Annotated in this window: 17 protein-coding genes and 1 tRNA gene; 15 read left to right on the top strand and 3 right to left on the bottom strand. The window is 65.1% G+C overall.

Translation table 11 applies throughout. The features are described 5' to 3' along the window. The first annotated feature begins 7 nt into the window (after positions 1–7). Together pssA and CFB45_RS12985 are read left to right on the top strand one after the other, a co-directional pair. Positions 8–880, top strand: coding sequence for a CDP-diacylglycerol--serine O-phosphatidyltransferase (pssA, locus tag CFB45_RS12995; protein WP_069248477.1), 873 nt, complete (start codon positions 8–10; stop codon positions 878–880). A gap of 319 nt (positions 881–1,199) precedes the next feature. After that, positions 1,200–2,744, top strand: a complete 1,545-nt coding sequence (locus CFB45_RS12985) for a 2-isopropylmalate synthase (protein ID WP_089425984.1) — start codon at positions 1,200–1,202, stop codon at positions 2,742–2,744. Between the two features lie 72 nt (positions 2,745–2,816). On the opposite strand, the gene CFB45_RS12980 is transcribed toward CFB45_RS12985, so the two are convergent. The 3 genes from CFB45_RS12980 to CFB45_RS12970 all read right to left on the bottom strand — a co-directional run bounded on the left by CFB45_RS12980 (position 2,817) and on the right by CFB45_RS12970 (position 5,941). Then, on the bottom strand, positions 2,817–4,367 hold the full coding sequence (locus CFB45_RS12980; protein ID WP_089425983.1) for a SulP family inorganic anion transporter: 1,551 nt from the start codon (positions 4,365–4,367) through the stop codon (positions 2,817–2,819). A gap of 37 nt (positions 4,368–4,404) precedes the next feature. Then, positions 4,405–5,046 carry a carbonic anhydrase gene (locus tag CFB45_RS12975; protein ID WP_089425982.1) on the bottom strand — a complete coding sequence of 214 codons (642 nt, stop codon included), beginning with the start codon at positions 5,044–5,046 and terminating at the stop codon, positions 4,405–4,407. 382 nt (positions 5,047–5,428) lie between these two features. Beyond that, the gene (locus tag CFB45_RS12970) at positions 5,429–5,941 is read right to left on the bottom strand and encodes a hypothetical protein (RefSeq protein ID WP_069248473.1); all 513 of its coding nucleotides are present in this window, start codon (positions 5,939–5,941) and stop codon (positions 5,429–5,431) included. 169 nt (positions 5,942–6,110) lie between these two features. Between CFB45_RS12970 and CFB45_RS12965 the strand changes: the two genes are divergently transcribed. The 13 genes from CFB45_RS12965 (at position 6,111) to nuoF (ending at position 17,809) form a co-directional block, all read left to right on the top strand. Then, positions 6,111–7,370, top strand: coding sequence for a branched-chain amino acid ABC transporter substrate-binding protein (locus CFB45_RS12965; protein WP_089425981.1), 1,260 nt, complete (start codon positions 6,111–6,113; stop codon positions 7,368–7,370). A 107-nt stretch (positions 7,371–7,477) separates the two neighbouring features. Beyond that, entirely contained in the window at positions 7,478–7,747 is a 270-nt protein-coding gene (rpsO, locus tag CFB45_RS12960; protein WP_006398792.1) for a 30S ribosomal protein S15, read from the top strand. 290 nt (positions 7,748–8,037) lie between these two features. Then, the gene (gene pnp, locus CFB45_RS12950) at positions 8,038–10,185 is read left to right on the top strand and encodes a polyribonucleotide nucleotidyltransferase (RefSeq protein ID WP_069249336.1); all 2,148 of its coding nucleotides are present in this window, start codon (positions 8,038–8,040) and stop codon (positions 10,183–10,185) included. Between the two features lie 153 nt (positions 10,186–10,338). Then, complete coding sequence (locus CFB45_RS12945; protein ID WP_089425980.1) at positions 10,339–11,358, top strand: NAD(P)H-quinone oxidoreductase; 1,020 nt, start codon at positions 10,339–10,341, stop codon at positions 11,356–11,358. 140 nt (positions 11,359–11,498) lie between these two features. After that, positions 11,499–12,254 carry a triose-phosphate isomerase gene (gene tpiA / locus CFB45_RS12940; RefSeq protein WP_034184885.1) on the top strand — a complete coding sequence of 252 codons (756 nt, stop codon included), beginning with the start codon at positions 11,499–11,501 and terminating at the stop codon, positions 12,252–12,254. Between the two features lie 72 nt (positions 12,255–12,326). After that, positions 12,327–12,704, top strand: a complete 378-nt coding sequence (gene secG / locus CFB45_RS12935) for a preprotein translocase subunit SecG (RefSeq protein WP_011352700.1) — start codon at positions 12,327–12,329, stop codon at positions 12,702–12,704. 112 nt (positions 12,705–12,816) lie between these two features. Continuing rightward, positions 12,817–12,901, top strand: a tRNA-Leu gene (locus tag CFB45_RS12930). A gap of 153 nt (positions 12,902–13,054) precedes the next feature. Then, a complete protein-coding gene (locus CFB45_RS12925) occupies positions 13,055–13,414 on the top strand; it encodes an NADH-quinone oxidoreductase subunit A (protein ID WP_006398798.1) in 360 nt (119 codons plus the stop codon). A gap of 62 nt (positions 13,415–13,476) precedes the next feature. Then, positions 13,477–13,956 carry a NuoB/complex I 20 kDa subunit family protein gene (locus CFB45_RS12920; protein ID WP_006398799.1) on the top strand — a complete coding sequence of 160 codons (480 nt, stop codon included), beginning with the start codon at positions 13,477–13,479 and terminating at the stop codon, positions 13,954–13,956. Positions 13,957–13,977: 21 nt separating this feature from the next. Then, positions 13,978–14,580, top strand: a complete 603-nt coding sequence (locus CFB45_RS12915; RefSeq protein WP_043188849.1) for an NADH-quinone oxidoreductase subunit C — start codon at positions 13,978–13,980, stop codon at positions 14,578–14,580. Between the two features lie 9 nt (positions 14,581–14,589). Beyond that, positions 14,590–15,843 (top strand): NADH-quinone oxidoreductase subunit D, encoded by a 1,254-nt coding sequence (locus CFB45_RS12910; RefSeq protein WP_034184888.1) that lies wholly within the window; start codon positions 14,590–14,592, stop codon positions 15,841–15,843. Between the two features lie 173 nt (positions 15,844–16,016). Beyond that, complete coding sequence (gene nuoE, locus CFB45_RS12905) at positions 16,017–16,502, top strand: NADH-quinone oxidoreductase subunit NuoE (protein WP_006750460.1); 486 nt, start codon at positions 16,017–16,019, stop codon at positions 16,500–16,502. Then, on the top strand, positions 16,499–17,809 hold the full coding sequence (gene nuoF, locus CFB45_RS12900; protein WP_006478267.1) for an NADH-quinone oxidoreductase subunit NuoF: 1,311 nt from the start codon (positions 16,499–16,501) through the stop codon (positions 17,807–17,809). Before nuoE ends, nuoF begins: the two co-directional genes overlap by 4 nt. Positions 17,810–17,885: the final 76 nt, after the last annotated feature.

Raw genomic sequence — 17,885 nt, 5'->3', positions numbered from 1 at the left:
GCGCACGATGGCCGCATTCAAACCGCGTCGGCCGCGCAACGGCGCCGGCCAGACGCCACGCCCGTTCCGGCGCAACAAGGTGATGGCGCAGGATCCGGTGCCCATCGAGAGCCGCCGCGCCGCGCGCCAGCGGTTCCTGAAGACGCGCGGCATCTACCTGCTGCCGAACGCGTTCACGACCGCCGCGCTGTTCTGCGGCTTCTTCGCGGTCGTGCAGGCGATGAACGTGCGTTTCGAGATCGCCGCGATCGCGATTTTCGTCGCGATGGTGCTCGACGGAATGGATGGGCGCGTGGCACGCATGACGCATACGCAGAGCGCGTTCGGCGAGCAGTTCGACAGCCTGTCGGACATGGTGTCGTTCGGCGTCGCGCCCGCGCTCGTGATGTACGAGTGGGTGCTGAAGGATCTCGGCCGCTGGGGCTGGCTCGCCGCGTTCGTGTACTGCTCGGGCGCCGCGCTGCGCCTCGCGCGCTTCAATACGAACATCGGCGTCGTCGACAAGCGCTTCTTCCAGGGGCTGCCGAGCCCGGCCGCCGCCGCGCTGATCGCGGGCTTCGTGTGGCTCGCCACCGACAACCGCGTGCCGATGAAGCTCGGCTGGCTGCCGTGGGTTGCGTTCGTGCTGACGATCTACGCGGGCGTGACGATGGTGTCGAACGCGCCGTTCTACAGCGGCAAGGCGCTCGACGTGCGGCACCGCGTGCCGTTCGCGGCGATCCTGCTGGTCGTCGTCGCGTTCGTGCTCGTGTCGTCCGATCCGCCGCTGATGCTGTTCTGCCTGTTCGTGCTGTACGGGCTGTCCGGCTACGTGTTCTGGGGCTACATGGCCATCCGCGGGCGCGCGAATCCGGCGCGCTCGTCGCAGCGCGATCACTGACGCACGCGCATGCTTTGCCCGGAAACGGCGGCCCCAGGGTCGCCGTTTTCATTTGTCCCTGGATCGGCCCGTGCGGCCGGAAACCCCGGGTGCCGTCCGATTGCGCACCCAACGGAATGCCGCTATAGTCTTTGGCATGACTGCATTTTCCCGCCTCTCCCTCCTTCTAGCCGGTGCGCCGCTACGCGCGCTAGCTTCGGCGCGCCTGCCGCGCTGACCGTTCTCGCCCCCCGTCAAGCTTCGTCTGTTGTCGAGCGTCGCCAGCGGTGGCGCGATCTCGTTACGTTTGACTTCCGTATAAAGAGCCCTGGAGCCCCCCATGACAGACAAGCTGATCATTTTCGATACGACGTTGCGTGACGGCGAACAATCGCCCGGTGCGTCGATGACGAAGGAAGAGAAAATCCGCATCGCGAAGCACCTCGAGCGGATGAAGGTCGACGTGATCGAGGCCGGCTTCGCGGCCAGCTCGAACGGCGATTTCGACGCGATCCACACGATCGCCGGTCTCGTGAAGGACAGCACGATCTGCTCGCTGGCGCGCGCCAACGACAAGGACATCCAGCGTGCGGCCGACGCGCTGAAGCCGGCCAACAGCGCGCGGATCCACACGTTCATCGCGACGTCGCCGCTGCACATGGAGAAGAAGCTGCGGATGACGCCGGACCAGGTGTTCGAGCAGGCGCGTCTCGCGGTGCGCTTCGCGCGCAAGTTCACCGACAACGTCGAATTCTCGCCGGAAGACGGCAGCCGCTCGGATCTCGACTTCCTGTGCCGCGTGCTGGAAGCCGTGATCGCGGAAGGCGCGACGACGATCAACATCGCCGATACGGTCGGCTACGGCGTGCCGGAACTGTACGGCAACCTCGTGAAGACGCTGCGGGAGCGCATTCCGAACTCGGACAAGGCGATCTTCTCGGTGCATTGCCACAACGATCTCGGGATGGCGGTGGCGAACTCGCTCGCCGGCGTGAAGATCGGCGGTGCGCGCCAGATCGAGTGCACGATCAACGGCCTCGGCGAGCGCGCGGGCAACACGTCGCTCGAAGAAATCGTGATGGCCGTGAAGACCCGCAAGGACTACTTCGGCCTCGACGTCGGCATCGACACGACGCAGATCGTGCCGACGTCGAAGCTCGTGTCGCAGATCACCGGCTTCGTCGTGCAGCCGAACAAGGCGGTGGTCGGCGCGAACGCGTTCGCGCATGCGTCGGGCATTCACCAGGACGGCGTGCTGAAGGCCCGCGACACCTACGAGATCATGCGCGCGGAAGACGTGGGCTGGACCGCGAACAAGATCGTCCTCGGCAAGCTGTCGGGCCGTAACGCGTTCAAGCAGCGCCTGCAGGAACTCGGCGTATCGCTCGACAGCGAGAGCGAACTCAATGCCGCGTTCATGCGCTTCAAGGATCTGGCCGATCGCAAGGCCGAGATCTTCGACGAAGACATCATCGCGATCGTGTCCGAGGAATCGGCGCTCGCGCACGAGCAGGAGCACTTCAAGTTCGTGTCGCTGTCGCAGCGTTCGGAGACGGGCGAGCAACCGCAGGCGAAAATCGTGTTCGCGGTCGAAGGCAAGGAAGTGACCGGTGAGGCGCGCGGCAACGGCCCGGTCGACGCGACGTTCAATGCGATCGAGAGCGAAGTCGGCAGCGGTTCCGAACTGCTGCTGTACTCGGTGAACGCGATCACGACCGGCACGCAGGCGCAGGGCGAAGTGACCGTCCGGCTGTCGAAGAGCGGGCGGATCGTCAACGGCGTCGGCACCGATCCGGACATCGTCGCCGCATCCGCGAAGGCTTACATCTCCGCACTGAACAAGCTGCATTCGAAGGACGACAAGGTCAATCCGCAGCGCTCGTAAGCGCAGCGCGCGGCGCATCACCGAAACGCCCCGTGCGGCCCTGTGCCGCCGGGGCGTTTTTTCATGCGCCGCTCATTCGGCAGCCGGCGCACGGAACAGCCAGCGGCGCGCGGCCGTGCGCGGCGCCGGGCTGCGCCGCCGGAACTCGACCGCGATCCCGCGTCGCGGCGCATCGGCGACGAACGCGTCGAGCAGTTCGAGCACGTCGTGATCGATGTAGTCGGCGCGCGTCGCGTCGATGATCACCGCGGCGCGGTCGGGAATGTGCCGCAGGTGATGCTTGACCTGCACCTTGCCGAGAAACGACACGTCCTTGCGGAACGACAGCAGGAAGTGGTCGTCGTGCTGCGCGAGCGTGACGGGACTCTTCAGGTTCGCGACGGCGACCGCCAGCACGCTGCAGGCGAGGCCGAGCGCGATGCCGAACAGCAGGTCGACCGCGAGCACGCCGGCGATCGTCGCGGCGAACGGCACGAACGCGGCCGGCCCCTGTTTCAGCACCGAGCGGAACAGCGCCGGTTTCGCGAGCTTGAAGCCGGTGTGGATCAGGATCGCGGCCAGGCTCGCGAGCGGGATCAGGTTGATCAGGCCGGTGAGCGCGAACACGCTCGCGAGCAGCAGCATCCCGTGCACGATCGCCGACATCCGGCTTTGCGCGCCCGCATTGACGTTCACCGAGCTGCGCACGATCACCGACGTGATCGGCAGCCCGCCGACCGCGCCCGCGACGAGATTGCCGACGCCCTGGGCCTTGAGCTCGCGGTCAGGCTGGGTCGGCCGGCGCTTCGGGTCGATCTGCTCGACCGCTTCGAGGCTCAGCAGCGTCTCGAGGCTCGCGACGACCGCGAGCGTGATCGCGACGCGCCATACGTCCGGGTTGACCAACTGCGCGAAGTTCGGGCCGAGCTCCGCATGCTTGAGCGACGCCGCGAAGGCCGCGAACGATCCGAGTTCGGGCAGCGTCACGCGATGGGCGGCGCCCGGCGCAACTGACGGCGCGACGACGCTCAGCACGAGCGTGGCGCCGATCCCCAGCACGACCACTGCAAGCGGGGCCGGCACCGCGCGCACCAGCGCAAAGCGGCGCAGCGCGGGCGTGTCCCACGCGACCAGCAGCGCGAGCGAGGCGAGCGCGATGGCCGTCGCGGCCCACGCGACCGGCAGGCCCGGCCAATTCGCAAACGATTGCGCGGCTGACCCGCCGATACCGAAGGCAAACGGAATCTGCTTCACGATCAGCAGCAGGCCGATCGCGGCGAGCATGCCCTTGATGACGGGCGACGGCACGTAGGCGGCGAAGCGGCCGGCGCGCAGCATGCCGAACCCGAACTGCAGGACGCCGGACAGCAGCACCGCGAGCAGGAACGCGGAGAAGCTGCCGAGTTGCGCGATGCCTTCGACGACGATCACGACGAGGCCGGCGGCCGGCCCGCTGACGGACAGCGACGAGCCGCTCAGCAGCGCGACGACGATGCCGCCGACGATCCCGGACACGAGCCCGGCGAACGGTTCGACGCCGGATGCATTGGCGATGCCGAGACACAGCGGCAGCGCGACGAGGAAAACGACGACGCCGGCGACAACGTCGCGCGGCAGGGTGGACAGGCGCTCGTTCAGTTTCATGGTTGGGGCGATTTCATTGGCTTGGGGGCGGGGTAGGTCAGCCGAGCGCGCCGGCCGTCGCGGCCTGCACGGGTTCGACGTCGGCGGGCGGCGTGGTGTAGCCGGAATCGAGTTCCTGCAGGCGGCCGTCGGCGAGCGAAAAGATCCAGCCGTGCACGAGCGGCGGCCGTTCGCGGCCCTGCACGATCGGGGACGCGCGCAGCAGCCTCACCTGTTCGAGCACGTTGAGTTCGGCGAGGCGGTCGGCGGCGGCCGCGTCGTCAAGCCCGTCCAGCGTGTCGCGATGGCGCCGCGCGAGCGCGCAGAGCGGCGCGATGCGGCGCGCGACGTGCGGCAGGTCGGACGGCGGCGGCAGCAGCGACGCGCGTACGCCGCCGCATCCGTAGTGCCCGCACACGATCACGTGGTCGACCTGCAGCACGCGCACCGCGTACTCGAGGACGCTGGCGGAATTGTCGTCGTCGGGATGAAACAGGTTCGCGATGTTGCGATGGACGAACAACTCGCCGGGCGCGCAGTGCGTGATGGTCTCGGCCGGCACGCGGCTGTCGGCGCAGCCGATCCACAGCACGCGCGGATTCTGGCCGCGCGCGAGCGCGTCGAAGAAGCCGGGCGTGTATTCACGCGTCTCGCGGGCCCAGGCGATGTTGGCAACCAGCATGCTCTTGGGGCGATTCATGAGGACTCCTTTGTGATAAAGGCAAACGAATATCGGCAAAAATGTCGCAATGGCATTCTTTCTAAATTGAAAGGTTGTTTTTCGACTGATATTAGGGGTATGCCCTAGCACTTCGGGGGTGATGAAACAATTTGTTTCAAATTGATTTGGCGTAGTGCATTGCATGCACCAATTCGCCGCATGACATGCACCGCGCATGCCTGTTTCCGCGCAAAGGCCCGTATGACGGGGATGTCAGCGAGGTGCCATCGGAATGTCATCGATCGGAAAAGATTTCCGTCGCATTTTCCGAATTAATCGGGAAGCGGAAAAAAGGAAATGGCCATTCACGCAATGATTCGTGAATGGCCATGCTGAATATTGCGCGTAAATGCGTAATCGGTCAGAACAGGTTGCGGCGGTCGGGGTCGTGCAGCGGGTCGGGCGTTTTCTGCGTGATGCGCAGGATGCCCTGCGGATCGAAGTAGAAGCTGTACATCATGTACCAGACGTTGTCCTCGAGATACCGGTAAGTCCACACCTCGCGCTTCATCAGCGGGAAGTAGGACGTCTCGACGGGGCGTCCGAAGTTCACGAGGACGTCGGTCTTCGTCCACTTGCCGATCTCCGCGCGATAGAACTCGTTCGGCTGCAGGACCTGGCGCACGTTGACGATCTTGTGGGCCGCGTCAACGTCGGCCGCGATGGTGATTTCGCCCATCGGCTGGGTCGGCCACATCAGGCGCTTGCCGCCGCCGGGCAGGTCGTAGATTTCGCGCGGCGGGCCCATGCGTGCGACGATCGCCGACTCGTCCTGGCCGGCCTGGTATTGCTGCCACGGTTGCGCGCAACCGGCCAGCAGCGCGGCGGCGCTGGCGACCAGCACCGGCAGGCGCGCGGAAATGCGAATGCGCATGGGGATTCTCCAGAACACGGAAACAAGTCCCGTTTTATCACGGACGGCGTGCGACGGCGCATCGCGTGGAAAAAATCGGTGCGGATCGCCGGGCGCGTCGCGCTTGCGGGCGGCGGGGGCGCCGGCCTATGATCCGCGCTTCTCGGGCAGATTGAAGGGCAGGTGGCCGATGCAGGGGTGGAAGCGGTGTGCGCTCGCGTTGAGCGCGGGATGGATGCTGGTGTCGTCGGCGTTTGCTGGCGGCGAGCCGGTGCGGATCGCGCTGATCGAAGGGATGTCGGGCCCGTTCGCGAATGCGGGCGCGGCGGTCGAGCGCAACCTGCGCTTCGGCGTCGAGCAGGTCAACGCGGCGGGCGGCGTGAAGCTGCGCGATGGCGCGCATCCGCTCGAACTCGTGGTGCTCGACAGCAAAGGGAGCCCCGAGGAGGCGCTCGTGCAGTTGCGCGCGGCCGCGGATCGCCATATCGGGTTCGTCACGCAGGGCAACAGTTCGGCCGTCGCCGCCGCGCTCGTCGCGGCGCTCGACAAGCTGAACGCGCGCGATCCGGACAACCGGATGCTGTTCCTCAACTATTCGGCCGACGATCCGGCGCTGACCGGCGCACGCTGCAGTTTCTGGCATTTCCGTTTCGATGCTCACGCGGGCATGCGGATGGCCGCGCTCGCGGACGTGATGGCGCGCGACCGCGCGCTCCACAAGGTCTACCTGCTGAACCAGGACTACAGCTTCGGCCGCGACGTCAGCGCGCTCGCCCGGCAGGCGCTGGTCGCGCGGCGCCCGGACGTGACGATCGCCGGCGACGAATTCCACCCGATCGGCCGGATCAAGGATTTCTCGCCGTACATCGCGAAGATCCGCGCGAGCGGCGCCGACGCCGTCGTGACCGGCAACTGGGGCAACGACCTCACGCTGCTCGTGAAGGCGGCGCGCGAGCAGGGGCTGAATGCGAAGTTCTATACCTTCTACGGCAACAGCCTCGGTGCGCCGGCGGCGCTCGGCGATGCCGGTGTCGGGCGGGTCGTGGCCGTGGCGGACTGGCATCCGAACGCGGGCGGCGCGAAATCGGATGCGTTCTACCGCGCGTTCCGGAGCCGTTTTCCGGCCGCCCAGGACGACTACCCGGTGCGACGGATGAGCCTGATGATCGAGATGCTGGCCGCCGCGATGAACCGCGCGGGTTCCGCCGACCCCGTCGCGGTCGCACGCGCGCTCGAAGGCCTGTCGTTCGACGACGGCTTCCACGCGTCGAAGATGCGCGCGCAGGATCACCAGCTGATCCAGCCCCTTTACGTGATGGAGATGGACAAGGTCGGCACGCCGGGTGTGCGCTTCGACAACGAGGGTTCGGGCTACGGCTTCCGCACGGTGCTCGCGGTGCCGGCGCCGCGCACGGAGATGCCGTCCGCCTGTTCGATGACGCGCCCGTGACAGGAGGCGGTAAGAACGGCGCGGAGTTGTGCTACAATGCGCGCCGGTTGTAAGTCACGGCACGGCCATTCTTCCGTGTCCGCCTGTTCAGTTAGAAAGGAAATCACATGTCTGTTGCAGATATCAAGAAGTCGGAAGTTGTTGCTCAGTTCGCCCGCGGTACCAACGACACGGGGAGCCCCGAAGTCCAGGTCGCACTGCTGACCGCACGTATCGTCGAACTGACGGGTCACTTCAAGACCCACGCGAAGGATCACCACAGCCGCCGCGGCCTGCTGCGCATGGTGAGCCGCCGCCGCAAGCTGCTCGACTACCTCAAGGGCAAGGATGCCGACCGTTACCGCGCACTGATCGAGAAGCTGGGTCTGCGTAAGTAATCGAGGCGATTGCCGCCAGCAAGATGCCTGTGTCAGTCCGCTGATACAGGCATTTTGTTTTTGCGCGGTGCGTAGCGTCACACGCACCGCAGGCTGTCCGGCACGGTTGTGCCGGGCTGCCGCAACGACTGATACCGGGGCAGGATTTGTGTCATTCCAGCGCGTCGCTGCATGAGCGCCGCGCTGGAATGGCATAAAAAACACACCTTGCTCCGGGTGATTCGGTCGGGACGCCGCCGCGCGGGATGGCCGGCGCGGCGAATGAAATGCATGAATTCAAAGGAGCAACCATGTCCATGTTCAACAAGGTCGTGAAGGAATTCCAGTGGGGCCAGCACAAGGTGCGCCTCGAAACCGGTGAAGTCGCTCGCCAGGCAAGCGGCGCCGTGATCGTCGACGTCGAAGACACCGTCGTGCTGGCAACCGTCGTCGGCGCGAAGTCGGCGAAGCCGGGTCAGGATTTCTTCCCGCTGACCGTCGACTACCTCGAGAAGACCTACTCGGCCGGCAAGATCCCGGGCGGCTTCTTCCGTCGCGAAGGCCGTCCGTCGGAGCACGAGACGCTGACGTCGCGCCTGATCGACCGTCCGCTGCGCCCGCTGTTCCCGGAAGGCTTCTACAACGAAGTCCAGGTCGTGATCCACGTGCTGTCCGTGAACCCGGAAATCCCGGCGGACATCCCCGCGCTGATCGGCGCATCGGCTGCGCTCGCCGTGTCGGGCCTGCCGTTCAACGGCCCGGTCGGTGCCGCGCGCGTGGCGTACATCGACAACGCATACGTGCTGAACCCGACGCGTGACCAGATCAAGGCGTCGAGCCTCGACCTCGTCGTCGCAGGTACGGAGCGTGCCGTGCTGATGGTCGAATCGGAAGCCGATCAGCTGTCGGAAGAAGTGATGCTGGGCGCCGTGGTGTTCGGCCACGAGCAAATGCAGGTCGCGATCGACGCGATCCACGAACTGGTTCGCGAAGGCGGCAAGCCCGAGTGGGACTGGCAGCCGGCGCCGAAGAACGAAGCGCTGATCGCTCGCGTGACCGAGCTGGCACAGAACGACCTGCTCGCTGCTTACCAGCTCCGCGACAAGCAGGCACGCTCGACCAAGCTGAAGGAAGTCTACGCAGCAACCTCGGCGAAGCTCGAGGAAGATGCGCTGGCAGCCGGTACGGTCGCAGCCGACAAGGCAACGGTCGGCAACGTGCTGTTCGACATCGAGGCGAAGATCGTCCGTTCGCAGATCCTGAACGGCGAGCCGCGCATCGACGGCCGCGACACGCGCACCGTGCGCCCGATCGAAATCCGCACCGGTGTGCTGCCGCGTACCCACGGCTCGGCGCTGTTCACGCGCGGCGAGACGCAGGCGCTGGTCGTCGCGACGCTCGGCACGAAGGGTGACGAGCAGATCATCGACGCGCTCGAAGGCGAGTACCGCGAGCGCTTCATGCTCCACTACAACATGCCCCCGTTCGCGACCGGCGAAACGGGCCGCGTCGGCTCGCCGAAGCGCCGCGAAATCGGCCACGGCCGCCTCGCGAAGCGCGCACTGGTCAAGTGCCTGCCGAGCGCCGACGAATTCGGCTACTCGATCCGCGTCGTGTCGGAAATCACCGAATCGAACGGTTCGTCGTCGATGGCGTCGGTGTGCGGCGGCTGCCTCGCGCTGATGGACGCCGGCGTGCCGATGAAGGCACACGTCGCGGGTATCGCGATGGGCCTGATCCTCGAAGGCAACAAGTTCGCGGTGCTGACCGACATCCTCGGCGACGAAGACCACCTCGGCGACATGGACTTCAAGGTGGCCGGCACGGAACAAGGCGTGACGGCGCTGCAGATGGACATCAAGATCCAGGGCATCACGAAGGAAATCATGCAGGTCGCGCTCGCGCAGGCGAAGGAAGGCCGCATGCACATCCTCGGCAAGATGACGTCGGCGGTTTCGGGTGCGAACACGCAACTGTCGGAATTCGCGCCGCGCATGATCACGATCAAGATCAACCCGGAAAAGATCCGCGACGTGATCGGCAAGGGCGGTTCGGTGATCCGCGCGTTGACGGAAGAAACCGGCACGACCATCGACATCTCCGACGACGGCGTCGTGACGATCGCGAGCACGAACAGCGACGGCATGGCCGAAGCGAAGAAGCGCATCGAGCAGATCACGGCCGAGATCGAAGTTGGTCAGGTGTACGAAGGCACGGTTCTGAAGCTGCTCGATTTCGGCGCGATCGTGAACCTGCTGCCGGGCAAGGATGGCCTGCTGCACATCTCGGAAATCGTCAACGAGCGTGTGAAGGACATCAACGACTACCTGAAGGAAGGCCAGCAAGTGAAGGTCAAGGTCATCCAGACGGACGAAAAGGGTCGCGTGCGTTTGTCGGCGAAGGCGCTGCTGAACGAAGCAGCGGCAGCGTCGCAGTCGGACACGCCGCCGCAGCAGTAAGCGGATAGGCGGATCAACGGCCGGCAGTGCGAAAGCGTGCCGGCCGTTTTTTCTGTAGCATCGTTGTGCGGCGCAGCAGCGCCGGCAAGGCGCCCCGTGCCGCGTGCGGGTGCGCCATCCGATTCCGATCCTGATCCTGGAGCGACCCTCACCATGAAAGCCATCGAAATCACCGAGTTCGGCGCCCCCGACGTGCTGAAGCTTGCGGAGCGTCCGCGCCCCGAACCGAAGCGCGGCGAAGTGCTGATCAAGGTGGCGGCTTCCGGCGTGAACCGGCCCGACGTGTTCCAGCGCAAGGGGGCGTATGCGCCGCCGCCGGGTGCGTCGGATCTGCCGGGCCTCGAGGTCGCGGGCGAGATCGTCGGCGGCGACCTGTCCGACGCCGCTCAGAACCCGTTCGGCCTGAAGCTCGGCGATCGCGTGTGTGCACTGCTCGCGGGCGGCGGCTATGCGGAATATGCGGTCGCGCCGCTGCTGCAATGCCTGCCGGTGCCCGACGGGCTCACCGATATCGAGGCCGCATCGCTGCCCGAGACGTTTTTCACGGTGTGGAGCAACGTGTTCGACCGCGCGCAGCTCGGCGCGGGCGAGGGCGGCGAGCAGGAAACGCTGCTCGTGCAGGGCGGCTCGAGCGGCATCGGCGTGACGGCGATCCAGATCGCGCATGCGCTCGGCTTTCGCGTGTTCGCGACGGCCGGTACTGCCGACAAGTGCCGTGCGTGCGAGGCGCTCGGCGCGGAGCGTGCGATCAACTACAAGACGGAAGACTTCGTCGAGGTCGTGAAGTCGCTGACGCACGATCGCGGCGTCGACGTGATCCTCGACATGGTCGCGGGCTCGTACGTGCCGCGCGAACTGTCCGCGCTCGCGGATGGCGGCCGCCTCGTGCTGATCGCGCTGCTCGGCGGCGCGAAGGCCGACGTCAACCTGGGCGAGATCCTGCGTCGCCGGCTGACCATCACGGGTTCGACGCTGCGCCCGCGTCCGGTCGAATTCAAGGCGCAGATCGCCGCGCAATTGAAGGCGCGCGTGTGGCCGCTGCTTGCCGACGGCCGCATCAAGCCGGTGATCTATCGCGTGTTGCCGGCGGCGGACGCCGCGCAGGCGCATGCGCTGATGGAAAGCAGCGAGCATACCGGCAAGATCGTGCTCGATTGGGGTACGAACGCCTGACGGCCCATGCGGCCGGGCTTGACATGCGCGGTTTGACCGGTTCAAGCCGCGCGCAGTAAAATCGCCGGTTTGCTTCGCCAGATCAAACCTGACGGCCGGTTCCGGCGCGTTAATGACCAAGCGGTGACGAGACAGACACGATGTCGAAACAGAGAACTAAGCGTGTGATCGGCAACTGGAAGATGCACGGCCGGCTGGCCGGCAACCAGGCATTGCTGAACGAAGTGGTGCAGGGCGCGGGCGCGGTGGCGGCCGAGACGTCGGTCGGCGTGTGCGTGCCGTTCCCGTATCTCGCGCAGGTTCAGGCGCAGCTCGACGGCGGCCGTGTCGCCTGGGGGGCGCAGGACGTGTCGGCGCACGAGCAGGGCGCGTTCACCGGTGAAGTGGCGGCAGCCATGGTCGCGGAGTTCGGCGCACGCTATGCGATCGTCGGTCACTCGGAGCGCCGCGCGTATCACGGCGAACGCAACGAGACGGTCGCGGCGAAGACGCAGCGCGCGCTCGCGGCGGGGCTCACGCCGGTCGTGTGCGTCGGCGAGACGCTCGACGAGCGTGAGTCGGGCGCGACCGAGCAGGTGGTCGGTGCGCAGCTCGACGCAGTGCTGGCCGTGCTGACGGCCGACGAGGCCGCGCGCATCGTCGTCGCGTACGAGCCGGTCTGGGCGATCGGCACGGGCAAGAGCGCGACGTCGGCGCAGGCGCAGGACGTGCACGCGTTCCTGCGTGCGCGTCTCGCGGCAAAGGGTGCGGCGGACGTGTCCGTGCTGTACGGCGGCAGCGTGAAGCCGGACAACGCGGAAGAGCTGTTTGCGCAGCCGGACATCGACGGTGGCCTGATCGGCGGCGCGTCGCTGAAGGCGGAAGATTTCCTGGCGATCTGCCGGGCCGCGCGCTGAGCGGTCCGAGATCGAATTGAACCATGACGGCGGCCGGTCGGTCCGGTCGCCTGATCCATTCGGGTGGGTGTGATGCTGTTATTCAAGACGCTGATTATTGTGGTGCAGGTGCTGTCTGCACTTGGTGTGATTGGTCTCGTGCTGTTGCAGCACGGCAAGGGTGCCGACATGGGCGCTGCGTTCGGCAGCGGCGCATCGGGCAGCCTGTTTGGTGCAACGGGCTCGGCGAACTTCCTGTCGCGTACGACGGGCATTCTCGCGACGATCTTCTTCGTCGCGACGCTCGCGCTGACGTACCTCGGTTCGTACAAGTCGACGCCGTCGGCGGGCGTGCTGGGTGGGGTCGCGACCGCACCGGCATCGGCGCCTGCAGCATCGGCGCCGGCCGTCGCGGCGTCCGCTGCAGCAGGTTCGGCTGCAAGCGCGCCGGGCCAGGACGTCCCGAAATAAAAAGTTAAATTTTTTGCGATTGTGCGTTGAACAAATCTCGAAGTCGGGTTAGAATTTAATTCTTGAAGCGATTCGCGGGAAACAAGTAGTTACAACCCCGGTTGCATGCAGTGCCGACGTGGTGAAATTGGTAGACACGCTATCTTGAGGGGGTAGTGGCGAAAGCTGTGCGAGTTCGAGTCTCGCCGTCGGCACCAAAGTTACTCAATGCCAGCCGCTTCTAGTGGCTGGCATTTTTCATTTCTGGGGTGTGCTTGCGGTTGTCTTGCGATCGCCTGCACTCCGAAATGATTCCTTCCGCCGGAAGTGGTATTCTCCGGACGCTCAGAACCAACCGATAGAGGATTGCCTTGAACCTCGCAGCCTATTACCCCGTCTTGTTGTTCCTCCTCGTGGGCACTGGTTTAGGTATAGCGCTGGTCAGCATCGGCAAGCTCCTTGGTCCCAACAAGCCGGACGTCGAGAAGAACGCACCGTACGAGTGCGGCTTCGAAGCCTTTGAAGACGCCCGGATGAAATTCGACGTCCGGTACTACCTCGTCGCCATCCTGTTCATCATCTTCGATCTCGAAACCGCATTCCTGTTTCCGTGGGGCGTCGCGCTCCGGGATATCGGCTGGCCGGGTTTCATCGCAATGATGATTTTTCTGCTCGAATTCCTGCTGGGCTTTGCCTATATCTGGAAGAAAGGCGGCCTCGACTGGGAGTGATGGGTTAATCGCCGGTTTGCATGGGCGGCCACGCTCGGTCGCTCGTCTGGAGTGGAAAGCAAATGAGTATCGAAGGGGTCTTGAAGGAAGGGTTTGTCACCACGACGGCTGACAAGCTGATCAACTGGACGCGTACCGGCTCGCTGTGGCCGATGACGTTCGGGCTCGCGTGTTGCGCCGTCGAAATGATGCATGCGGGCGCGGCCCGTTACGACCTGGACCGGTTCGGCGTCGTGTTCCGCCCGAGCCCGCGCCAGTCGGACGTGATGATCGTCGCCGGCACGCTCTGCAACAAGATGGCGCCCGCGCTGCGCCGCGTGTACGACCAGATGGCCGAGCCGCGCTGGGTGATCTCGATGGGATCGTGCGCGAACGGCGGTGGCTACTACCACTACTCGTACTCGGTGGTCCGCGGCTGCGACCGGATCGTGCCGGTCGACGTCTACGTGCCGGGCTGTCCGCCCACGGCCGAGGCGCTGGTCTACGGCGTGATCCAGCTTCAGGCGAAGATCCGCCGCACCAATACCATCGCCCGTCAATAAAGCCCCGAGCGTCCCCTCAATATGGCAAGCAAAATCGAGACCCTCAAGGCAAACCTCGAAGCCGCGCTCGGCGCGCGCGTGGTGAGCCTCACCGAAGCGATCGGTGAACTGACGCTCGTCGTGAAGGCGAGCGATTACCTCGAAGTCGCAAAGATGCTGCGCGACGATCCGAAGCTCCGTTTCGAGCAACTGATCGACCTGTGCGGCGTCGACTACCAGACCTTCGGCGACGGCGCCTACGACGGCCCGCGTTTCGCGGCCGTGTCGCACCTGCTGTCGGTCACGAACAACTGGCGCCTGCGCCTGCGTGCATTCGCACCGGACGACGACCTGCCGATCGTGGCATCGCTGGTCGACATCTGGACCTCCGCGAACTGGTACGAGCGCGAAGCGTTCGACCTGTACGGCATCGTGTTCGAAGGCCACCCCGACCTGCGCCGCATCCTCACCGACTACGGCTTCATCGGCCACCCGTTCCGCAAGGACTTCCCGGTGTCGGGCTATGTCGAAATGCGTTACGACCCGGAAGAAAAGCGGGTCGTGTACCAGCCGGTGACGATCGAGCCGCGCGAAATCACGCCGCGCGTGATCCGCGAGGATCGCTATGGCGGTCTGAAACATTAAGGGGGCGTCATGGCAGAAATCAAGAACTACACGCTCAACTTCGGCCCGCAGCACCCGGCAGCGCACGGCGTGCTGCGCCTCGTGCTCGAGCTCGACGGCGAAGTCATCCAGCGTGCCGATCCGCACATCGGCCTGCTGCACCGCGCGACGGAAAAGCTCGCGGAATCCAAGACGTTCATCCAGTCCGTGCCGTACATGGACCGTCTCGACTACGTGTCGATGATGGTCAACGAGCACGGCTACGTGCTCGCGATCGAAAAGCTGCTCGGCATCGACGTGCCGGAGCGCGCGCAGTACATCCGCGTGCTGTTCGACGAAATCACGCGCGTGCTGAACCACCTGATGTGGATCGGCGCGCACGCGCTCGACGTCGGCGCGATGGCCGTGTTCCTGTACGCGTTCCGCGAGCGGGAAGACCTGATGGACGTGTACGAAGCGGTGTCCGGCGCCCGGATGCACGCGGCGTACTACCGTCCGGGCGGCGTCTATCGCGATCTGCCTGACGCAATGCCGCAATACAAGGCGTCGAAGATTCGCAACGAGAAGGCGCTCGCGAAGATGAACGAAGCGCGCAGCGGCTCGGTGCTCGACTTCATCGACGATTTCTTCACGCGCTTCCCGAAGTGCGTCGACGAATACGAAACGCTGCTCACCGACAACCGGATCTGGAAACAGCGTCTGGTCGGGATCGGCGTGGTCAGCCCGGAGCGTGCGCTGCAGATGGGCCTGACGGGCCCGATGCTGCGCGGCTCGGGCATCGCCTGGGATCTGCGCAAGAAGCAGCCGTACGAAGTGTACGATCGCATGGATTTCGACGTGCCGGTCGGCGTGAACGGCGATTGCTACGACCGCTATCTGGTGCGCGTCGAAGAAATGCGCCAGTCGATCCGCATCGCGAAACAGTGTATTGAGTGGCTCCGCAAGAATCCGGGCCCCGTGATGACGGACAATCACAAGGTTGCACCGCCGTCGCGCGTCGGCATGAAGACCAACATGGAAGACTTGATTCACCACTTCAAGCTCTTCACCGAAGGTTTCCATGTGCCGGAAGGCGAAGCGTACGCGGCGGTCGAGCATCCGAAGGGTGAGTTCGGCATCTACCTCGTGTCGGATGGTGCCAACAAGCCGTATCGCCTCAAGATTCGCGCACCGGGTTTCGCGCACCTGGCGTCGCTCGACGAAATGGCACGCGGTCACATGATCGCCGACGCCGTCACGATCATCGGTACGCAGGACATCGTGTTCGGCGAAATCGATCGCTAATGGTTAGCGCCGCCCGCGCGAGCGGGCGGCGAGCAGCAAGTCACACGCGATGCGCGCTGAACCGGCGCGGCTTCGCAAGCTGTCAACAGAGTGAGCGCCAGGTCTGCCGTCCATGCACCCCAGTGTGCGGCAGGTTGTTCGTTCGGTAGGAATTGAAAGAGTCGTGTCTGAAAATGATCTCAGCTGAAGGCCTGAAGGAAATCGATCGAGCGTTGACGAAGTATCCCGCCGATCAGAAACAGTCCGCCGTGATGTCGGCGTTGGCCGTGGCTCAAGAAGAGCACGGCTGGCTGTCGCCCGAACTGATGCAGTTCGTCGCGGACTATCTCGGCATGCCGGCCGTTGCCGTGCAGGAAGTCGCGACGTTCTACACGATGTACGAGCTCAACCCGGTCGGCAAGCACAAGATCACGCTCTGCACGAACCTGCCGTGCCAGCTCGGCCCGGACGGTGGCGCGGAAGCGACTGCCGACTACCTGAAACAGAAGCTGGGCATCGGCTTCGGCGAGACCACGCCCGACGGCAAGTTCACGCTGAAGGAAGGCGAATGCATGGGCTCGTGCGGCGATGCGCCGGTGCTGCTGGTGAACAATCACAGAATGTGCAGCTTCATGAGCCGCGAGAAGATCGACCAGCTGCTTGAGGAGCTCTCGAAATGACGTCCCTCCACGACCGTCACATCAAACCGCTGATCCTCGCTGGTCTGAACGGCGAGAACTGGCATCTCGAAGATTACGTCGCGCGCGGCGGCTACAAGCAGCTGCGCCGCATTCTCGAAGAAAAGATTCCGCCCGAGCAGGTGATCGCCGACGTGAAGGCGTCGGGCCTGCGTGGCCGTGGCGGTGCGGGCTTCCCGACCGGCCTGAAGTGGAGCTTCATGCCGCGCCAGTTCCCGGGGCAGAAGTACCTCGTCTGCAACTCGGACGAAGGCGAGCCGGGCACGTTCAAGGATCGCGACATCCTGCGCTGGAACCCGCACGCGCTGATCGAAGGCATGGCCATCGGCGCGTACGCGATGGGCATCACCGTCGGCTACAACTACATCCACGGCGAAATCTTCGAAGTGTATCGACGCTTCGAAGCCGCGCTCGATGAAGCGCGCGCCGCGGGGTTCCTCGGCGACAACATCATGGGCTCGGAATTCTCGTTCCAGCTGCACGCGCACCACGGTTACGGCGCGTACATCTGCGGCGAGGAAACGGCACTGCTCGAGTCGCTCGAAGGCAAGAAGGGCCAGCCGCGCTTCAAGCCGCCGTTCCCGGCGAGCTTCGGCGTGTACGGCAAGCCCACCACGATCAACAACACCGAGACGTTCGCCGCGGTGCCGTTCCTGCTGTCCATCGGGCCGCAGAATTACCTCGAGATCGGCAAGCCGAACAACGGCGGCACGAAGATTTTCTCGGTGTCGGGCGACGTCGAGCGTCCGGGCAACTACGAAGTGCCGCTCGGCACGCCGTTCGCGACGCTGATGGAGCTCGCCGGCGGGATGCGCGGCGGCAAGAAGATCAAGGCCGTGATTCCGGGCGGTTCGTCGGCGCCGGTGATCCCGGGCGACATCATGATGCAGACGGATCTCGACTACGATTCGATCGCGAAGGCGGGCTCGATGCTCGGTTCCGGCGCGGTGATCGTGATGGACGAGACGCGCTGCATGGTGCGCTCGCTGCTGCGCCTGTCGTACTTCTACTACGAGGAATCGTGCGGCCAGTGCACGCCGTGCCGTGAAGGCACCGGCTGGCTGTATCGCGTCGTGAACCGTATCGAGCACGGCGAAGGCCGCCAGGAAGATCTGGACCTGCTGAACTCGGTGGCCGAGAACATCATGGGCCGCACGATCTGTGCGCTCGGCGATGCGGCGGCGATGCCGGTACGCGGGATGCTCAAGCACTACTGGGACGAATTCGCGTACCACGTCGAGCACAAGCACTGCATGGTCGGCGGCCACGCGCACGCGGCGGCAGCCTGAAGCGAACCCGGTTGCGGAATTTGAGCGCACGGTCGGGCGAAGGCGCGAACGGGCGGAAATAGGTTAAGGACCATTC

The sequence above is a fragment of the Burkholderia sp. HI2500 genome (assembly GCF_002223055.1).
Taxonomy (GTDB): Bacteria; Pseudomonadota; Gammaproteobacteria; order Burkholderiales; family Burkholderiaceae; genus Burkholderia.
The sequence above is the reverse complement of the archived record's forward strand: the minus strand, read 5'-3'. Positions and strand labels throughout refer to the sequence as shown.